The sequence below is a fragment of the Sanguibacter biliveldensis genome (genome assembly GCF_033798665.1).
Lineage (GTDB): Bacteria > Actinomycetota > Actinomycetes > Actinomycetales > Cellulomonadaceae > Sanguibacter > Sanguibacter inulinus.
In genome coordinates, this window is the sequence record NZ_CP138359.1 from 2,062,695 (window position 1) to 2,078,760 (window position 16,066).

The following is a 16,066-nucleotide window of genomic DNA, read 5'->3' on the forward strand; positions in this document are numbered from 1 at the left end:
CGGGCGAGGTGACCAGGGCGAGGCTGTGGACCACCGGCCTCCCGCGCCGTCGAGTAGCGTCTGACCCGTGATGACTTGGCGCGGTGCACGCATCCTCTCGACAGGCAGCAGCTGGGACGGGGCGCTCGAGCTCACCGTCACGACAGACCCGAGCACAGCCCCCGACGGCTCGACCGAGGCGCCCCGCACCCTCCGTGCGCTCGCCTACCCAGCCCTCGTCGGCCCGACCGTCGTCGGCGACCACGTCCTGCTCAACACCACTGCCCTCGACAGGGGCCTGGGCACCGGTGGGTACGCCCTCGTCGTCGCCGTCCTGCCGAGCGACGACCAGCAGGTGGCCCGCGCATCGGTCCCCGACGGGCCCGGGCACCTCGTCAAGGCCCGCTACACGCCCCACCAGACCATGGTGCTCGGCATCGACGAGCAGGAGTCACCCCACCACGAGACGCTCGAGGACGCCGACGACCTCGACGCCATGCCCGTGGTCGTCGCCGACCTCCACTCCGCGCTCCCCGCGATCATCGCCGGTGCCCGCCACCACGCCGAGGTCCTCGGACGCACGCAGCCGCGCATCGTCTACGTCATGACCGACGGCGGCGCGCTCCCCGCCTGGTTCTCCCGCACGGTCTCGACCCTGTGCCAGACAGGCTGGACCGACGCCACGATCACCGTCGGCCAGGCCTACGGCGGCGACCACGAGGCCGTGACCGTCCACACCGGGCTCCTCGCCGCCCGCCACGTCCTCGACGCCGACCTCGCCGTCGTCGCCCAGGGACCGGGGAACCTCGGGACAGGCACCCGCTGGGGGTTCTCCGGTGTCGCCGCGGGCGAGGCCGTCAACGCCGCAGCCACCCTCGGCGGACGCCCCGTCGCCTCCCTGCGGGTGTCCGGGGCCGACCCCCGCCCCCGCCACCAGGGGATCTCCCACCACTCCCTCACCGCCTACGGACGGGTCGCTCTGCTCAGGGCCGACGTCCCCGTCCCGGGCTTCGGCCAGGTCGCCGACAGCTTCGCCGAGACCGACCACGACCCGCACGCGCTCGAGGCGACGGTCCGCGAGCAGGCGCTCACCCTCGCCAGCGGGACAGCCCGGCACACCCTCGTCGACGTCGAGGCGACCCCGGCGCTCGCAGAGGCCCTCGAGGGCTCACCGGTCCGCCTGTCGACGATGGGGCGTGGGACGGCCCAGGACCCTGCGGCCTTCTTGGCCGCGGCGGTCGCCGGGCAGCACGCCGTGTCGCTGCTGGCGTAGCGGGAGGCGGCGCTCAGCACCGCGCACCACCCCGTACCAGGACTCTCGTCCCAGTGGTGCAGGTCACGTCCCTCCTACGCTGACCGGGAGCCACGTCACATTCCGGGCGGGCGGCTCGCCGACCAGGAGGTCCTGCTGCGTGAGCCACCCCGTCAGAACCGTCGACCACAGGGCGCGCTCTGCGGCTCGTCCCGTCACCTCCCGCCAGCCTCTGCCACCCACCTGGGTGCTCAAGGTGGCGCTCGCCGTGACAGGTACGGTCTTCGTCGCCTTCGCCGTGTTCCACCTCTTGGGCAACCTCAAGGTGTTCCTCGGCAAGGACGAGCTCAACCACTACGCCTTCTGGTTGCAGCGCGACCTGCTCGCGCCCCTCGTGCCCGAGGGCTGGTTCGTGTGGATCTTCCGGGCTGTCCTCACGCTCTGCCTCGTCGTGCACGTCTGCGCGGCCGTCGTCGTCCGGGGCCGTGCCCGTCGTGCCCGCGGTCCGTACCCGCGCAGGCGGCTGCGGGGAGTCCGGGCGTTCCAGGCCCGCTCCATGATGGTCACGGGCACGGTCCTGCTGCTCTTCGTCGTCTTCCACGTCCTGGACCTCACCGTCGGTGCAGCGCCGGTGGCCAGCGACCGCTTCGAGCACGGCAACGCCTACGACAACCTCGTCCACAGCTTCGAGCGTCCGGTCGTCGCCCTCTTCTACGTCGCCGCGATGGTCGTGCTCCTGCTCCACGTCGCCCACGGCCTGTGGAGCGTCGTCAACGACCTCGGCGGGACAGGCCGGCGTCTGCGTGCTGTCGCCGCAGCGCTCGCCGGCGTCGTCGGTCTCACGCTGCTGCTCGGCAACGCACTCATCCCGCTCGCCGTCCTGACAGGAGCCGTGTCATGACCACGCACGAGAAGACCGGAGACGGTGTCATCGACGTTGACACGCTCCGGATCATCGGGGACGCGATCGACGGCAACGTCCCGGGAGTCCCGCCCGAGCGCGCCTGGGACGACCGACGGCTGCACTACAACCTCGTCAGCCCCAGCAACCGCCGGAGGCTGAAGGTCATCGTCGTCGGGACGGGCCTGGCCGGTGCAGGCGCAGCCGCCGCGCTCGGGGAGCTCGGGTACGACGTCGAGAGCTTCACGTACCACGACGCCCCGCGCCGGGCGCACTCGGTCGCCGCCCAGGGCGGCATCAACGCGGCCCGAGCACGCTCGGTCGACAACGACTCGGTCTCCAGGTTCGTCAAGGACACCATCAAGGGTGGTGACTTCCGCGGCCGCGAGGCCGACGCCTTCAGGCTCGGGCAAGAGTCGGTCCGGGTCATCGACCACATGACGGCGATCGGTGCCCCCTTCGCCCGGGAGTACGGCGGCAGCCTGGCCACCCGCTCCTTCGGGGGCGTCCAGGTCTCCCTGACCTACTACACACGGGGCCAGACCGGCCAGCAGCTCCAGGTCGCCGGTGCTGCTGCTCTGCTGCGACAGGTGGACCGTGGGACGGTCGCGCTGCACACGCGCCACGAGATGCTCGACCTCGTCGTCGCGGACGGCCGCGCCCAGGGGGTCGTCGTGCGAGACCTCGTGACAGGCGCAGTCCGAGCGGTGACGGCGCACGCCGTCGTGCTCGCCACAGGCGGGTACGGGAACATCTTCCACAAGAGCACCCTGGCCAAGAGCTCCAACGCGACGGCCGTGTGGCGCGCGCACAAGCGCGGCGCCCTCGTCTCCAACCTCTGCTTCGTCCAGTTCCACCCCACGGCGCTGCCGCTCTCGGGCGAGTGGCAGTCGAAGACGATCCTCATGTCCGAGTCGCTGCGCAACGACGGACGCATCTGGGTCCCCGTGGTCGCCGGAGACCCTCGTTCTCCCGGAGAGATCCCCGAGGCCGAGCGGGACTACTACCTCGAGCGTCGCTACCCCACCTACGGCAACCTCACCCCCCGCGACGTCGCCTCCAGGGCGGCACGGGAACGCATCGACGCCGGCTTCGGTGTCGGCCCGCTCGCGAACTCCGTGTACCTCGACTTCTCGGACGCCGTCGCGCGCCTCGGACGGGACGTCGTCCACGCGCGCTACTCGAACCTCTTCGACATGTACCAGAGCGCGACCGGCGACGACCCCTTCGAGACACCGATGCGGATCGCGCCCGGTGCCCACTTCGCGATGGGCGGCCTGTGGTCCGACTACGACATGATGACGTCGGTCCCCGGGCTCTTCGTCGGCGGCGAGGCCGGCTGGGGCTACCACGGCGCCAACCGGCTCGGCGCGAACTCACTCCTGTCAGCCTGCGTCGACGGATGGTTCACGCTCCCCTACTCGGTGCCCAGCTATCTCGCTCCACTGCTCGGCACCCCGGTCCTGCCGCTCGACGACGACGCCGTGACCGATGCGCTGCGGACCGTCGAAGAACGCATCGCCCGCCTCCTCGAGAGCACGGGCACCCGAGGACCAGACAGGTTCCACCAGCAGCTGGGCGAGATCCTCTACAGATGTGCAGGCGTCACCCGCACCCCCGAAGGGCTCTCACGGGGCATCGAGGAGATCCGTGCGCTGCGCGCCGAGTTCTGGCGCGACGTGCGGATCATGGGCGCCGGCGACCAGCTCAACCAAGAGCTCGAGCGTGCAGGCCGGGTCGCCGACTACCTCGAGATGGCAGAGCTGCTGTGCCTCGACGCCCTCGACCGGGACGAGTCCTGCGGAGCCCACTTCCGCGCCGACCACGTCACCGACGACGGCGAGGCCCGCCGCGACGACGACGCCTGGTGCCTGGTCTCCGGCTGGGAGTCACCCACCACACCCCCAGAAGACGGCGGACGGTTCGTGCGCCACGACGAACCCCTGACCTTCACCGCCGTCCCGCTGCAGACGAGGAGCTACACGTGAGGCTCACGCTCAGGGTCTGGCGCCAGCAGTCGGCACATGCTCACGGAGCCTTCGAGACCTACGTCGTCACAGACGCGACCCCCGAGATGACACTCCTCGAGCTCCTGGACCGGCTCAACGACCAGCTCGTGACCCAGGGCGTCGAACCCGTGGCCTTCGACTCCGACTGCCGCGAGGGGATCTGCGGCTGCTGCGGGATCGACGTCGACGGCTCCCCGCACGGCCCCCTCGACAACACCCCGGCCTGCGAGCAGCACGTGCGGTCCTTCGCCGACGGAGACACCCTCGTCCTCGAACCGTTCCGCTCCGCAGGCTTCCCGGTCGTCCGAGACCTCGTGGTCGACAGGTCCGCCCTCGACCGCGTCGTCCAGGCGGGCGGGTACGTCTCGGTCGACGCAGGCACCGCACCCGACGCCGACGCGCTGCCCGTCACCACGGCGACCGCCGAGACCGCACTCGACTTCGCCGCCTGCACAGGCTGCGGCGCGTGCGTCTCAGCCTGCCCCAACGGCTCCGCCCAGCTCTTCACAGGGGCACGGCTCCAGCACCTCGCACTCCTTCCCCAGGCCCAGCAGGAACGATCCGCACGAGCCGTCGCGATGATCGACGAGGCCGAGCGCAGCTTCGGGCCCTGCTCGACCTTCGGCGAGTGCGCGATCGTCTGCCCGGCCGGGATACCGCTGTCCGCGATCGCCACAGTCGGCAGAGAACGGATGCGCGCCTTCGTCCTGGGACGCAAGCGCTCGTGACACCGCCACGCGGCCGAGCGCAGCACCGGCCTCCGCTCGGGGCAGCGACCGGGGAGGAGCCGCACACCTTCTCCGGCCTCCAGCCCTGTGGCCCGTAGCACGTTAAGGTGGGCGCCACGATGACGTCACCACACCAGCAGAACCGCACCTCAGCGCCTGCGAGCAGCCTCCCCGCGCAGGCGCGAGCACCACGGCCCGGTGCCAGTCGGCCGCGCCGTGGTCCCGCGACCGCTGCAGCGCTCGCGGCCCTGCTCCTGCTGCTGGTCGTCGTCGGGTCTGCGCTCAGCGGTCCGTGGCAGGTCACCGAGCCTGATCCTGTCCCGGTGACGATGGCGCCGCTCGAGGAGATCACCGCGACACCTTCTCCGGAGCCGACCCCCGAGGACTTCCTGCAAGAGAGGGAGAACCAGGGCGACGGCGCGAGCACGGTCCTCATGGTCATCCTCGGGATCTTGCTGCTCGCCGCGATCGTCGCGGCTCTCCGCAAGGTCGTCCGGCGCCGGCTGCCCCCGTGGCACCGGGGCGAGAAAGAACCCGACCCTGTCCCCGGAGACGGCGCGTCGGCGATCATCGCCGTCGTCCCCGTGGCCGCTCTCGAAGAGGCGGCCGGGCTCGCTGCCCAGCGGCTGCGCGCCTCGACCGACCCCACCGACGACGTGGTGGCAGCCTGGGTCGCGCTCGAGCGCGCCGCCGAGGAGAGCGGGACAGCCCGGACGCCCGCGCAGACGCCGACAGAGTTCACGGTCGCGGTCCTCGGGACGACGTCCGCGAGCCCCGCGGACGTCCAGACGCTGCTCCGGCTGTACCACCGCGCGAGGTTCACCGAGCACCGCATCACCCCTGCCGAGGGCGCGACGGCTGCCGATGCTCTCGAGCGGCTCGTGGAGGACCTCCGGTCGTCGGGATCTGCGGAGGACGGAGGTCCGGGCGGCCAGGCTGGAGCTGGTGGGCCTGCCGGAGCTGGTGGCGCAGGCGGTCCTGGCCGTCCGGCGCGACAACCCGCTCCGGGGGGCCAGCCGCCGGCTCACCGATCGACGGAGGACGGCGCATGATCCGCCTGGCTGTCTACGTAGCGATCGAGGCCGCAGTCGCGGCGATGCTGCTGCTCGCCGCGGGGACCGACCTCGCACACACCCTCATGGCCTTCCTCGCAGCCGTGGCGGTCACGGTCTTCGTGGTCGGCCAGCCGGAACCACGGTCGCCGCGATGGCCCCGCACCGAGGTCTCGGTCAAGGACGGCGCACGCGACGACGTCTCCAACCTGTCCTGGACGCTGCTGTCGAAGGACGACGCCGTCTCGCCACGGGCTGTGCGCGCGGTCCGTGCGACGGCGAGCACCAGGCTCCGGCTGCTCGGTGTCGACCTCGACGACCCCGCCGACGCACCCGCCGCGCGGAGGCTGCTGGGCGACGAGACGTACGCCTTCGTCGAGTCGTCCCTCGACAAGCCGACGCTCCCCCACCTGCTGCGAGCGATCGACCGGCTGACGGAGATCGACCCTGCCAGCACCGCACCACCGAGGTCGACATGATGTGTCGTGACCGTCGCACAGCCCAGCACCTCTCGACACCCGAGCAGGCCTCACCTGTCCAGCAGTCCGCAGCACACCGTCTTCCCCACCCCAGCACCCCCACCCTCACGAGGAGCGCCGCATGACCTCCGCACCTGCCCCCACCTCCCTCCAGGTCTCCGAGATCTCCGAGCTGTCTGCCCGGGTCCTCGCCGAGGTCGGGACCGTGGTCGTCGGGATGGAGAAGCCGCTGCGGACAGCACTCGCGGCGATCCTGGCAGGCGGGCACGTGCTCTTCGAGGACGTGCCAGGCCTCGGCAAGACGCTCGCGGCCCGCAGCCTGGCGTCGGCTCTCGGTCTCGACTTCGCGCGTCTCCAGTGCACACCGGACCTGCTGCCGGCCGACATCACGGGCTCGACGGTCTACGACCCGGCGACGCGTGAGTTCGTCTTCAGGCCGGGTCCGGTCTTCACAGGTCTGTTCCTCGCGGACGAGATCAACCGCACCGCTCCCAAGACGCAGTCGGCGCTGCTCGAGGCCATGGCCGAGCGACAGGTGACGATCGACGGGACGACGTACCCCCTCACCCTGCCGTTCCACGTCATGGCGACGTCGAACCCTGTCGAGTACGAGGGCACGTACCCGCTCCCCGAGGCCCAGCTCGACAGGTTCATGGTGCGGCTCGCCGTCGGCTACCCGGACCGTGAGGCCGAGTTCGACGTGCTGAACCGCAGGCTCGACCGTCGCCAGGAGTTCAGCCCGGTCCAGGCCGTCGTCTCGCCCGAGACGCTGCTGGCCATGCAGTCGGGCGTCGAAGACGTCACGCTCGACCCCGACGTGATCCGCTACTGCGTGGACCTGGCTGCCGCCACACGATCGTTGTCTGACCTCGAGGTCGGCGCCTCGCCGCGAGGCTCGCAGACGCTGATGCTCGTCGCCCGCGCCCTGGCAGTCATCGACGGACGTGACTACGTGCTCCCCGAGGACGTCAAGGCCGTCGCCGTCCCCGTCCTCGCGCACCGCCTGACGCTCAGCCCTGCTGCGTGGGCTGCGGGGACGAGCACCGAGACCCTCGTCATCAGCCTGCTCGACCAGGTCGCGGGTCCTGCGACCGTGGCCGGGGCGGACAGCGCGTCCGTGCGGCCGTGACGAGCGGCAAGGCTATGACGAGCGGCAGGGCCATGACGAGTGGCGGGGCCGAGCAGGCCGCAGTCGCCGGCTCTTCTGCGCCGGTCAGGTGGGAGCGCGACGCCGTGGTGGTCGTGAGTGCTCTCACCGGCCTGGTGCTCGTCTGCGTGGGCCTCGTCTTCGGGCGGCCTCAGGTCGTCGCCCTCGCCGTGCCCCTCGTGCTCTCGGCGGTCTGGGCGGCGGCGAACCGCCCGACGGGCCCGGTCCGGGTGACGACTGTCGCCGGTGGGACCGCGGTGCGCGACCGCGAGCTGGTCGTCGCGCTGACCCTCGAGGTCCCGGACGGTGCCTCTCTCGTCAGGGTGCAGGCGTCGAGCCCGGGCAACGAACCGCTCGACGCGCTCGTCGCTGTTCCCGGCGGCGCGCGGACGGTCGACCTGACGACGCCGTCGGTCCGCACAGGACCTCGTGAGCTGTTCAGCATCGACGCCGTGCCGCTGGCCGACGAGGGCGGATGGTTCCTCGACGCCTCGCACGTCGCGCCGGACCACGTGCTCGTGCTGCCGCGCGTGCGCAGGCTCGACGTCGTCCCGGTGAGGTCCCAGCTGCGTGGTCTCACGGGGCCGCACAGCTCGCGGCGCCCTGGCGACGGGTCCCAGCTGCGAGACATCGCCCTGTTCCGTCCCGGAGACTCGGTCCGACGTGTCGACTGGCGCACGACTGCGCGTCGCTCCCCCGAGGTGAGCGAGCTCTACGTCCGGCGGACCTTCGCGGCCTCGGAGGCCTCTGTGGTGATCGTCGTCGACTCGCGAGACGACGTGGGCCCCGAGGTCGCGACGTGGGGCGGGTACCGCGAGACCGCCCCGGACGTGCAGACATCTCTCGACATCGCCCGTGAGGCTGCCGCGACCATCGCCACGGTCGTCGTGGACGGCGGTGACAGGCTGGGCTTCGAAGACCTCGGGCGTCTCCACACCCCCGTACCGATGTCGGGCGGCAAGCGTCATCTGCAGCGGGTGGTGCACGCCCTCGCGCTGGCCAGGCCGGCCGGGGCGCCGCGGCACCGTGAGCGACCCCCGCAGATCCCCACGGGCGCCATGGTCTACCTGTTCTCGACCTTCCTCGACGACTCGGCCTCGCAGATCGCGCTCCGGTGGAGCGCGCAGGGGCACGAGGTGGTCGCCGTCGACACCCTCCCGGAGGAGATCTTGCGCGGGCTCGACCGACGCGAGGTGCACGCGTGGCGCCTGACCGACATCGCTCGACGCGACAGGCTGTTCGAGCTCTCGAGGTCTGGGGTCACGGTGCTGCGGTGGGCGTCGGGTGACCCGTCGGTCGCGCTGCGGGCCCGCGCCAGGGCCGTGCGGGGGCACTCGTGAGCCGGCGGTCGGAGGGGACCGAGAAGACCGCGGCCACCCCGCGCACGCGCAAGGGTGCAGAGATAGAGATCGGTCGATCTGTGCCTGGCTGGGCCGTCCACGTCGCGCTCGGGGTCGCTGTCCTGACCGGGCTGCTCGTCGGCATGGCCGGCAGCGAGGTCTCGGCTGCGCTCGTCACCGTCGCGGCACTCGGGCTCGCAGCCGGGACCGTGGCCAACGCCCGGCGGCCCGGATACGGGCTCGGGGCGATCGCCGTCGGGCTGATGCTGCTCCCCTTCGTGCTGACCGCTCCCGTGGGCTACACGTGGCGTACGCCGGTGCTGATGGTCCTCGTCCATGCGGTCCTCAGGCTCAGCTGGTTCGCCACCGTCGCTGCTCCGCGGACCCAGGTCGAGGTCGCGGTCCTCGTCGCCGAGGGGCGCCGGTCGGCTGTGCTGAACCTCGTCGGCCAGCTGGTCGCGCTGCTGGCTGGTGCGTTCACGGCAGTGTCCGGCTCGACGTCGTCGATGACCTGGCCGTGGTTCGCCGTGCTGGGGGCTGTCGCCGCTCTCGCGCTGGCCCTGCTGCTGCGGAACGGGCTCCCCACCGGCCATGATGCGTCAGGGCAGCGCGTCTAACTTCTGCGAAGTCCGCCGTCCAGGTGCACGATGGAGACAGGTGGTTCACCACCCATCGGATCACGTCTGGAGGACTGCGAACATGATGGCTCGCAAGCAACTGCCCAAGTACACCGTCCCCTCGCTCACGCCTGAGCAGGGCCAGGAGGTCGCCCGGATCCTGCAGCTCCGGCTCACCGCCCTGAACGACCTGGCGCTGACGCTCAAGCACATCCACTGGAACGTCGTGGGCCCGCACTTCATCGCGGTCCACGAGATGCTCGACCCTCAGGTCGACGCCGTCCGCCTCATGGTCGACGCGACAGCCGAGCGCATCGCGACCCTCGGTGTCGCTCCCCGCGGGACGCCCGGCGTGATCGTGTCGGAGCGCTCCTGGGACGACTACTCCCTCGGCCGTGCCACGACGATCGCGCACCTCGGTGCCCTCGACGAGGTGTACCAGGGTGTCATCACGGACCACCGCAAGGCCGCGACCGACGTCGAAGAGCTCGACGACGTCACGAACGACCTGCTCATCGGTCACCTGCACGAGCTCGAGCTGTTCCACTGGTTCGTGCGCGCCCACCTGGAGTCCTCGGGGGGCTCGCTGAGCACCGCCGACGAGACGACCGAGGTCGGTGCAGCCGAGAAGGCCGACGAGAAGGCCAAGAAGTCCTCTTGACCCAGGAGTGAAGGGTCACAGACCCCCCTGACGACGAAGGCTCCGACCGAGACGGTCGGAGCCTTCGTCGCGTCTGAGCAGTGGATGCGTCCGTCGAGGGCTGCGGAGGGCTGGTCGATGACAGCGGCAGGGAGCCACGGCGGTCATCAGGCTGCGCGGTGCTGCAGTTGAACGGCGCTGCAGATGAACGGTACGGCAACTGCACAGTGCGGCAGCTGAACGCAGTCTCACCTGCGCAGGGCCTCGATCAGCTCGGCCTTGCGCATCGAGGAGTACCCGGTCAGCCCGACCTCTTTCGCACGTCCGCGCAGGTCTGCCACAGTCCACTCGTCGTAGGGCGGAGAGTCGCCGCCCCGCTTGCCGACCTGCGACCGCGAGTCTCGCGCGGCTGCGTTGGCGATCCTTGCGGCCTTGCCCTTCGAGCTGCCCTCGTCGCGGAGCTTCTCGTAGAGCTCGGGGTCCTTCACGCTCGGTCCTGGGTCTTCGCGTGGCACTGTGTGCTCCTTCCGCCGGTGGATGGGTCCACTCCAGTCTCGGACGAGCCCGTCGATGGCGCACCCGGGGACACCCGGTCCTGCACGGGCCTGCGTGGGCCCGCGTAGGCTCGCCCGGTGGACCCGACCCCTCGCCTCGAGCTGCCCGCAGACCTTCCGGCAGACCTCGTGCTGCCGTCGACCGTCGAGGGCACGGCGGTCCACGAGCTCGTCATCAAGAAGTCGCGGTTCATCGCCCGGGCCACGCACGTGGAGTCGGTCGAGGAGGCTGACGCTGTCGTCGCGGCTGTCCGCAAGGAGCTCTGGGACGCCCGGCACAGCTGTGTGGCGCTGGTCGTCGGGCAGCGCGCCGACAGGCAGCGCTCGTCGGACGACGGCGAGCCGTCGGGCACCGCCGGTGTGCCCATGCTCGAGGTCCTGCGGCACCGCGGGCTCACCGACGTGGTCGTGGTGGTCACCCGGTACTTCGGCGGCGTCCTGCTCGGGGCCGGTGGCCTCGTCCGGGCCTACTCGTCGTCGGTGAGCGAGGTGCTCGACAGGGCGACCGTCGTGGCTCGCGAGCCCCGGGTCGAGGTCGTTCTCGAGACGGACCACGCGTCGGCGGGTCGTCTCGAGAACGTCCTGCGGGAATGGTGCCACGTGCACAGGGCGGTCTTCGCGACGCCTGCGTACGGGACGGGCGTCGAGCTGGCCGTGCTGCTGCGTCCGCGGGACCTCGCCTCCTACGACCAGCTCGTCGCGTCTGAGACAGCCGGCGGGACGGTGCCCGTCGTGCGGGGCTGGCAGGTCAGCGACATCCCTGCGTGACGGCACCCAGGCGGGTGGCCGTCACCACGACCAGCCTCTCGCGCAGAGCTCGAGCTCTTGCCGCATCCGTTCGTCTTCGTCGACCACCCAGGTGTCGCTGACCAGCTCGTCTGTCGCCGGTGACCGCGACTGGTCGTCGAGCCCGACGAGCAGGCACGCCTGACGCAGGATCGCGTCGTAGGCGTACTGGGTGGCCCGCAGGTGGTGGGCCCGGGCCAGAGAGGTCTCGTCGTGCTCGATGCGCTGGATCTGCGTGGCGAGAGTCGAGAGGCGCAGCTGCAGGGCGAGGATCTCGAAGGGGTCGATCTCAGGTGCCGCAGGCTTCGACGAGGGACGGGCGCGCGGGAACGAGCGAGCCCGCCGGAGGAGCACCCAGGCCGCGAGCACGCCGACGAGCAGAGCCACCAGAAGCACGATCCACACCATGGTCCCGCCCTCGCCGATGAGGAGAGCACCAGACTAGGACGCCGTCGCACCGGGCGCCACGGGTGCCGCAGCAGGACGGTCTGGTGAGACAGCCCCGACAGCTCAGCCCCGACGGACCGGGTGCCACCTGGGTCCGTAGCGCTGGGTGAGCCGCGCGGCCGGGACGTCGACGAGGACTCCCGTGGTCGAGCAGACGTGGTCGTAGACACGCCAGGCCGACGCGTCGTCGTCGGCGGTGAACCTCACGGTGAGTCGGGCTTCGCCAGAGACGACGCCGACGTCGTAGGCCTCGACGGTCACGAGGTCTCGTGCCGCCTGGGCTGCTGCCGGCAGCACGTCAGGGGCGGCGACGCCCGGCACAAGGGCTCCGACGGTCAGGACCACGCGGTACGAGGGCATCAGACGATGGTAGGTGCCCGTCGCGGTCCTCTCAGACCCCTCTGGTCCGGCTCAGGGTTCGTCGGTAGCCGCCCAGGCCCTGCGCACCTGCTCGAAGCGTGTCGGCAGAGGCGGCCGGACCCCCGCGTGCCGTGCGTTGGTGCGCTGGACGAACCGCCGCCACGAGAGCACGAGCCCCTGCCGGGTGATGGGCAGCCCCGCAGCGACAGTGACCCCGTTGTCGTGGGTGTGGTGGACGGTGAGCAGGAGCGCGCGCGGGACCGACCCTTCCAGCTCGACGCACAGCTCGTCTCGCACGACCAGCCAGCGTCGCAGCACGACGAGGGCGCTGTCGTCGAGCAGGTGCTCGTGCGCGACCCGGTGCTTGCCGTGCTGGACCACCACGCTCCCCTCCTCGAGGTCGAAGGAGTCGACCGTGCAGCGCAGCAGGTCGGAATAGCGGGCACCTGTGCACCGGACGAGCCCCACGATGACGGCGAGGCGCACGGTCTCCGGCTTCGCCCCGTCGGCCGTGGCAGCGCTCGCGAGGTCACGCCAGACGGTCTCCGCCTCGTGGAGGGTGACGGGCGGTCTTGGGTATCTCGTCCTTGCTGGTGTGGGTGGTGAGGTCATCTGGGTGCTTTCCGGCTAGCGGTACGCGCTTGGCACACTATTTATACCAGGAAGCGCGGATCAGGTTCGACTGGTGAGATATGGGCACCCGACCGCACCGATCATCGTCCTGGCGTGCTTCACTGCACCGACCCGCCGGACCACCACGATCGCAGGAGCTCATGACCTCTCTCCTCACGACGTCTGGTGGACGTGCCGTCCTGCTGGCCGTGCTGCTCGGGATCGTCTCGGCCGCCTGGTGGGTCCGGGCTCAGCGCTCCGGGACGGTGCGGTCCGTGCGCCCTGCTCGGGACTCCGCTCCCCTGGCCGACCAGCTGCTCCTCGATGCTGTGCAGGCCGCGGGTGCGACGCTCGGGCGCCGGGCGACCTTCGTCCAGCTCTCCTCCGAGGTCTGCACCCCGTGCCGTCGTACGGCCGCTGTCCTCGGCCGCCTGGTCGACGACGCACCAGGGGTCGCGCACGTCGAGCTGGACGCGGCGCAGCACCCGGACCTGGTGCGGACGCTCCGGGTGCTGCGGACACCGACGGTGATCGTGCTCGACGGCGCAGGCCTGGAACGAGGGCGCAGCTCCGGTGCGATGACCCCCACCCAGGCCGTCGCGGCTCTCGACGTGGTCCCGGAGTTCGAGGCTCAGCGCCCGGCACGATCAGAGACGAGACGAGCATGACCGAGACCACCTCCCCGACACCGACAGCCGGCGCTCCTGCGGGCATCGACCCCCGAGGCCCGCGCTTCGGGGCGGCACTGACGGCGGTCTTGCTGGCTGTCGTCGTCCTGCTCGGCACGTCGACGGCTGCCTTCGTGCTGCTCGGGGTCGCCGTGCTGCTCTTCGCCGTCGGCACGGTGCGCGGTTCGCAGGGGACGCTCCAGGGCGCCATCTTCCGGCGCTGGGTGCGCCCGCGCCTGTCTGCGCCGGCCGAGCTCGAAGACCCTCGCCCACCGCGGTTCGCCCAGGGGGTCGGACTGGGCGTCACCGAGGTGGGTCTGCTCCTCGGGGTGCTCGGTGTCGCTGCGGCTGTTCCTGTCAGTGCTGCGGTCGCCCTCGTGGCAGCCTTCCTCAACGCTGCCTTCGACCTCTGCCTCGGCTGCGAGCTCTACCTGCTGCTGCAGCGTCTCCGGCCTGGTCGCACCCCGACCGCATCGACCGCCTCGACCCGCTAGACGATCGGGGTGAGCGCGACGTACTGCTCGACGCTCCCGTCCGCCAGGCACGTCTCGATGATCGCGCGGCCCAGGGGGTCGAGGTCGTCGGTGAGGAACTGCGGGAGCTCGCTCTTGAAGAAGTCCGTGAGGATCTTCGCGCCGGTGTCGTAGGCCTCCTCCCCGACCTGGGACTGGTTCTCGGGCTGCAAGAACGTCGGGCGGACGAGCTGTCCGTCGATCTTCATCTCGGTCAGCGCATAGCCGAAGAGCGGGCAGCGGGCCGGCGTGAGGTGGTCAGGCCTGAAGGTCGCACCACCGCGACGAGCCAGGTACTCGCGGGTCAGCCACTCTGCCGTGAAGCCGACCTTGTAGGCCCCGATGTGCTGGTTGGGGACGAGGACGTACCGGGTACGCGGCGCGTCGACGATCTGCCGCAGCAGCAGGTTCGCGGCAGCGACCTTGGTGCCTGTCGAGAACGGCCAGTACGAGCCCACCCCCTCGGCGACCATGCGGTGCTTGGTCGCCTCGACAGAGGCCTGGGTCTCGATGATCGACGGGTTCTTGTGCCCACGCGGTGCGATGAGACGCCACAACCAGGCGAGCGAGGGCGGGATCACCTGGAGCATCCCCATGATCCCGTAGCTGGGGTCGTCGCGGGTCGCCGGCGGCATCCGGACGCCGAAGCTGCGGACGTCGACCTCCTCGGCGGCGTCGAGCACGATCTTCTTGATCATCCGGCGGGGCACGACGACGCGCGGGTTCGGGCACGGGGTCCCGTCGGAGTCGAGGGTGTGCTCCCAGATGAGGCAGGTCGCCCCGGGGACACCCTGCATGTTGAAGAACACGAGCGGTTCGTCGGGGTGGACCGTCACCGACTCGAGGTTCGGGTCGGAGCCGTAGGACGTCATGCTGTCGGTCCGCAGGAACCAGCCGTCTTCGGCGTCCGTCACCACGAGCCTGCCCGAGTCGTTCTGGATCGAGGGGTGGCAGAGCGTCATGTCGTCGGTGACCGGGCTGAGGGTCGAGACCTCGCTGAGCGACATGTAGTAGGGCTCGTCGGAGACGACGTTGACCCCGAGCAGGATGCGGCCGTCGTCTTCACGGTGGAGCTCTTCGAGCATCTCGGACTTGCCTCCGCCCGATGCGCCCTCGTGCATGATCACGGTCTCGTTCTCGTAGGGCGTGGTCACACGGACGGCAGACGCGTGGGCCGTGACCCAGCCCTCCTGCTCACCGATGTCGAGCAGGACCGAGAAGACGCCCTTCTTGGCGGAGGGACCCGGGTAGAGGTTGTAGGAGAAGATCTCGTGGAGCGTCTCCGAGCGGTCGTGCACGACCACCTGCCGCCCGTCGAAGTGCGTGTGCCGGAACGGAGGCGCGACGTAGATGATCGACCGGGGTGCGAAGGGCTCGGACCCGGCCAGGTCGACGAAGCCCTGGAGGTCGACGAGGGCCGTCGCGAAGAACGCTGCGTTGGCAGGGACGATCGCGAGGGACGGCGTGCCGTAGGTGAGCCCGCCCGCGCGGAAGGGCACGACGAGGAGCTCTTGCGAGGCGAGCCAGTCGAGGGTCTCCTGGCGGACCGGGGCGAACTCCGCCCCGAAGGTGTCGCGGTACCGAGGCTTGTCTGTCGGCAGGTCGTCGGCGATGCGCATGCAGTCCGGGTCGCGCCGACGCAGGTAGTCCTCGGGGTAGTTGACGACGATCCCGTTCTTGCACCGGACCACGTCGGCCTCCTTGACGGGCCCCCTCCCCTGGACGTCGTAGACGACGTCGAAGGTGGGCGGTGCGCCTGCCCCTGTCGCACGGTCGAGCAGGTTTCTGCGGGTCGCAGGGACGAAGACGTCCGGGGCTGACTCCAGTGCAGCGCGCACCTCCGCGGGCAAGATCACCGTGCTCAAGAGCTGGTTCACCGTGGTTCCTCACATCTGTCCTCGCAGGTCGGTCAGGTCGGACGGCCTGACCGGGTGCCGTGGGTGCGCGGGCTCTGTGCTCACGCCTCCAGCAGCGTAGGCGTGA

General features: G+C 70.9%; 18 protein-coding genes. 13 read left to right on the top strand and 5 right to left on the bottom strand.

The window, feature by feature from the left end; translation table 11 throughout:
• Positions 1-67: 67 nt before the first annotated feature.
• The 10 genes from SANBI_RS09030 to SANBI_RS09075 all read left to right on the top strand — a co-directional run bounded on the left by SANBI_RS09030 (position 68) and on the right by SANBI_RS09075 (position 10,165).
• Positions 68-1,252 (top strand): DUF3866 family protein, encoded by a 1,185-nt coding sequence (locus SANBI_RS09030; protein ID WP_319160981.1) that lies wholly within the window; start codon positions 68-70, stop codon positions 1,250-1,252.
• 139 nt (positions 1,253-1,391) lie between these two features.
• Complete coding sequence (locus SANBI_RS09035; protein ID WP_319160983.1) at positions 1,392-2,132, top strand: succinate dehydrogenase cytochrome b subunit; 741 nt, start codon at positions 1,392-1,394, stop codon at positions 2,130-2,132.
• Positions 2,129-4,120, top strand: coding sequence for a fumarate reductase/succinate dehydrogenase flavoprotein subunit (locus SANBI_RS09040; RefSeq protein ID WP_319160985.1), 1,992 nt, complete (start codon positions 2,129-2,131; stop codon positions 4,118-4,120). Before SANBI_RS09035 ends, SANBI_RS09040 begins: the two co-directional genes overlap by 4 nt.
• Positions 4,117-4,869, top strand: coding sequence for a succinate dehydrogenase/fumarate reductase iron-sulfur subunit (locus tag SANBI_RS09045; protein ID WP_319160987.1), 753 nt, complete (start codon positions 4,117-4,119; stop codon positions 4,867-4,869). Before SANBI_RS09040 ends, SANBI_RS09045 begins: the two co-directional genes overlap by 4 nt.
• 119 nt (positions 4,870-4,988) lie before the next feature.
• Complete coding sequence (locus SANBI_RS09050) at positions 4,989-5,921, top strand: DUF4129 domain-containing protein (protein ID WP_319160989.1); 933 nt, start codon at positions 4,989-4,991, stop codon at positions 5,919-5,921.
• Positions 5,918-6,400 carry a hypothetical protein gene (locus SANBI_RS09055; RefSeq protein WP_319160991.1) on the top strand — a complete coding sequence of 161 codons (483 nt, stop codon included), beginning with the start codon at positions 5,918-5,920 and terminating at the stop codon, positions 6,398-6,400. The genes SANBI_RS09050 and SANBI_RS09055 overlap by 4 nt, the downstream gene beginning before the upstream one ends.
• Before the next feature lie 121 nt (positions 6,401-6,521).
• Positions 6,522-7,529 carry an AAA family ATPase gene (locus SANBI_RS09060; RefSeq protein WP_056132841.1) on the top strand — a complete coding sequence of 336 codons (1,008 nt, stop codon included), beginning with the start codon at positions 6,522-6,524 and terminating at the stop codon, positions 7,527-7,529.
• A 14-nt stretch (positions 7,530-7,543) separates the two neighbouring features.
• Positions 7,544-8,887 (top strand): DUF58 domain-containing protein, encoded by a 1,344-nt coding sequence (locus tag SANBI_RS09065; protein WP_319160994.1) that lies wholly within the window; start codon positions 7,544-7,546, stop codon positions 8,885-8,887.
• Positions 8,888-8,967: 80 nt separating this feature from the next.
• Complete coding sequence (locus SANBI_RS09070) at positions 8,968-9,504, top strand: hypothetical protein (RefSeq protein WP_319160996.1); 537 nt, start codon at positions 8,968-8,970, stop codon at positions 9,502-9,504.
• Between the two features lie 85 nt (positions 9,505-9,589).
• The gene (locus SANBI_RS09075; protein ID WP_056134170.1) at positions 9,590-10,165 is read left to right on the top strand and encodes a Dps family protein; all 576 of its coding nucleotides are present in this window, start codon (positions 9,590-9,592) and stop codon (positions 10,163-10,165) included.
• 227 nt (positions 10,166-10,392) lie between these two features.
• Here SANBI_RS09075 and SANBI_RS09080 read toward each other — a convergent pair whose 3' ends face one another.
• Positions 10,393-10,659, bottom strand: coding sequence for a DUF7218 family protein (locus SANBI_RS09080; RefSeq protein ID WP_319160998.1), 267 nt, complete (start codon positions 10,657-10,659; stop codon positions 10,393-10,395).
• Positions 10,660-10,776: 117 nt separating this feature from the next.
• Here SANBI_RS09080 and SANBI_RS09085 point away from each other — a divergent pair, with 117 nt between their 5' ends.
• A complete protein-coding gene (locus SANBI_RS09085; protein ID WP_319161001.1) occupies positions 10,777-11,466 on the top strand; it encodes a YigZ family protein in 690 nt (229 codons plus the stop codon).
• Between the two features lie 21 nt (positions 11,467-11,487).
• Here the strand turns inward: SANBI_RS09085 and SANBI_RS09090 are convergent, their stop codons facing one another.
• From SANBI_RS09090 to SANBI_RS09100, 3 genes are all read right to left on the bottom strand, one after another.
• Positions 11,488-11,871, bottom strand: a complete 384-nt coding sequence (locus SANBI_RS09090; RefSeq protein WP_319161003.1) for a hypothetical protein — start codon at positions 11,869-11,871, stop codon at positions 11,488-11,490.
• Positions 11,872-11,994: 123 nt separating this feature from the next.
• On the bottom strand, positions 11,995-12,291 hold the full coding sequence (locus SANBI_RS09095; protein ID WP_319161004.1) for a hypothetical protein: 297 nt from the start codon (positions 12,289-12,291) through the stop codon (positions 11,995-11,997).
• Positions 12,292-12,342: 51 nt separating this feature from the next.
• On the bottom strand, positions 12,343-12,903 hold the full coding sequence (locus tag SANBI_RS09100) for a tyrosine-type recombinase/integrase (protein ID WP_319161006.1): 561 nt from the start codon (positions 12,901-12,903) through the stop codon (positions 12,343-12,345).
• A 161-nt stretch (positions 12,904-13,064) separates the two neighbouring features.
• Here SANBI_RS09100 and SANBI_RS09105 point away from each other — a divergent pair, with 161 nt between their 5' ends.
• Together SANBI_RS09105 and SANBI_RS09110 are read left to right on the top strand one after the other, a co-directional pair.
• Positions 13,065-13,571, top strand: coding sequence for a thioredoxin family protein (locus SANBI_RS09105; RefSeq protein WP_319161008.1), 507 nt, complete (start codon positions 13,065-13,067; stop codon positions 13,569-13,571).
• Positions 13,568-14,065 (top strand): DUF4395 domain-containing protein, encoded by a 498-nt coding sequence (locus SANBI_RS09110; RefSeq protein ID WP_319161010.1) that lies wholly within the window; start codon positions 13,568-13,570, stop codon positions 14,063-14,065. Before SANBI_RS09105 ends, SANBI_RS09110 begins: the two co-directional genes overlap by 4 nt.
• On the opposite strand, the gene SANBI_RS09115 is transcribed toward SANBI_RS09110, so the two are convergent.
• On the bottom strand, positions 14,062-15,960 hold the full coding sequence (locus SANBI_RS09115) for a DUF4914 family protein (protein WP_319161012.1): 1,899 nt from the start codon (positions 15,958-15,960) through the stop codon (positions 14,062-14,064). The two genes, SANBI_RS09110 and SANBI_RS09115, sit on opposite strands and share 4 nt — an antisense overlap.
• Between the last annotated feature and the right edge of the window lie 106 nt (positions 15,961-16,066).

What these genes read in the sequence shown, in the direction of transcription:
- SANBI_RS09040 (WP_319160985.1), top strand. Translation starts at nt 2,129, where the DNA reads ATGACCACGCACGAGAAGACCGGAGACGGTGTCATCGACGTTGACACG.
- SANBI_RS09105 (WP_319161008.1), top strand. Translation starts at nt 13,065, where the DNA reads ATGACCTCTCTCCTCACGACGTCTGGTGGACGTGCCGTCCTGCTGGCC.
- SANBI_RS09110 (WP_319161010.1), top strand. Translation starts at nt 13,568, where the DNA reads ATGACCGAGACCACCTCCCCGACACCGACAGCCGGCGCTCCTGCGGGC.
- SANBI_RS09095 (WP_319161004.1), bottom strand. Translation starts at nt 12,291, where the DNA reads ATGCCCTCGTACCGCGTGGTCCTGACCGTCGGAGCCCTTGTGCCGGGC.
- SANBI_RS09050 (WP_319160989.1), top strand. Translation starts at nt 4,989, where the DNA reads ATGACGTCACCACACCAGCAGAACCGCACCTCAGCGCCTGCGAGCAGC.
- SANBI_RS09065 (WP_319160994.1), top strand. Translation starts at nt 7,544, where the DNA reads ATGACGAGCGGCAGGGCCATGACGAGTGGCGGGGCCGAGCAGGCCGCA.
- SANBI_RS09100 (WP_319161006.1), bottom strand. Translation starts at nt 12,903, where the DNA reads ATGACCTCACCACCCACACCAGCAAGGACGAGATACCCAAGACCGCCC.
- SANBI_RS09060 (WP_056132841.1), top strand. Translation starts at nt 6,522, where the DNA reads ATGACCTCCGCACCTGCCCCCACCTCCCTCCAGGTCTCCGAGATCTCC.
- SANBI_RS09055 (WP_319160991.1), top strand. Translation starts at nt 5,918, where the DNA reads ATGATCCGCCTGGCTGTCTACGTAGCGATCGAGGCCGCAGTCGCGGCG.
- SANBI_RS09075 (WP_056134170.1), top strand. Translation starts at nt 9,590, where the DNA reads ATGGCTCGCAAGCAACTGCCCAAGTACACCGTCCCCTCGCTCACGCCT.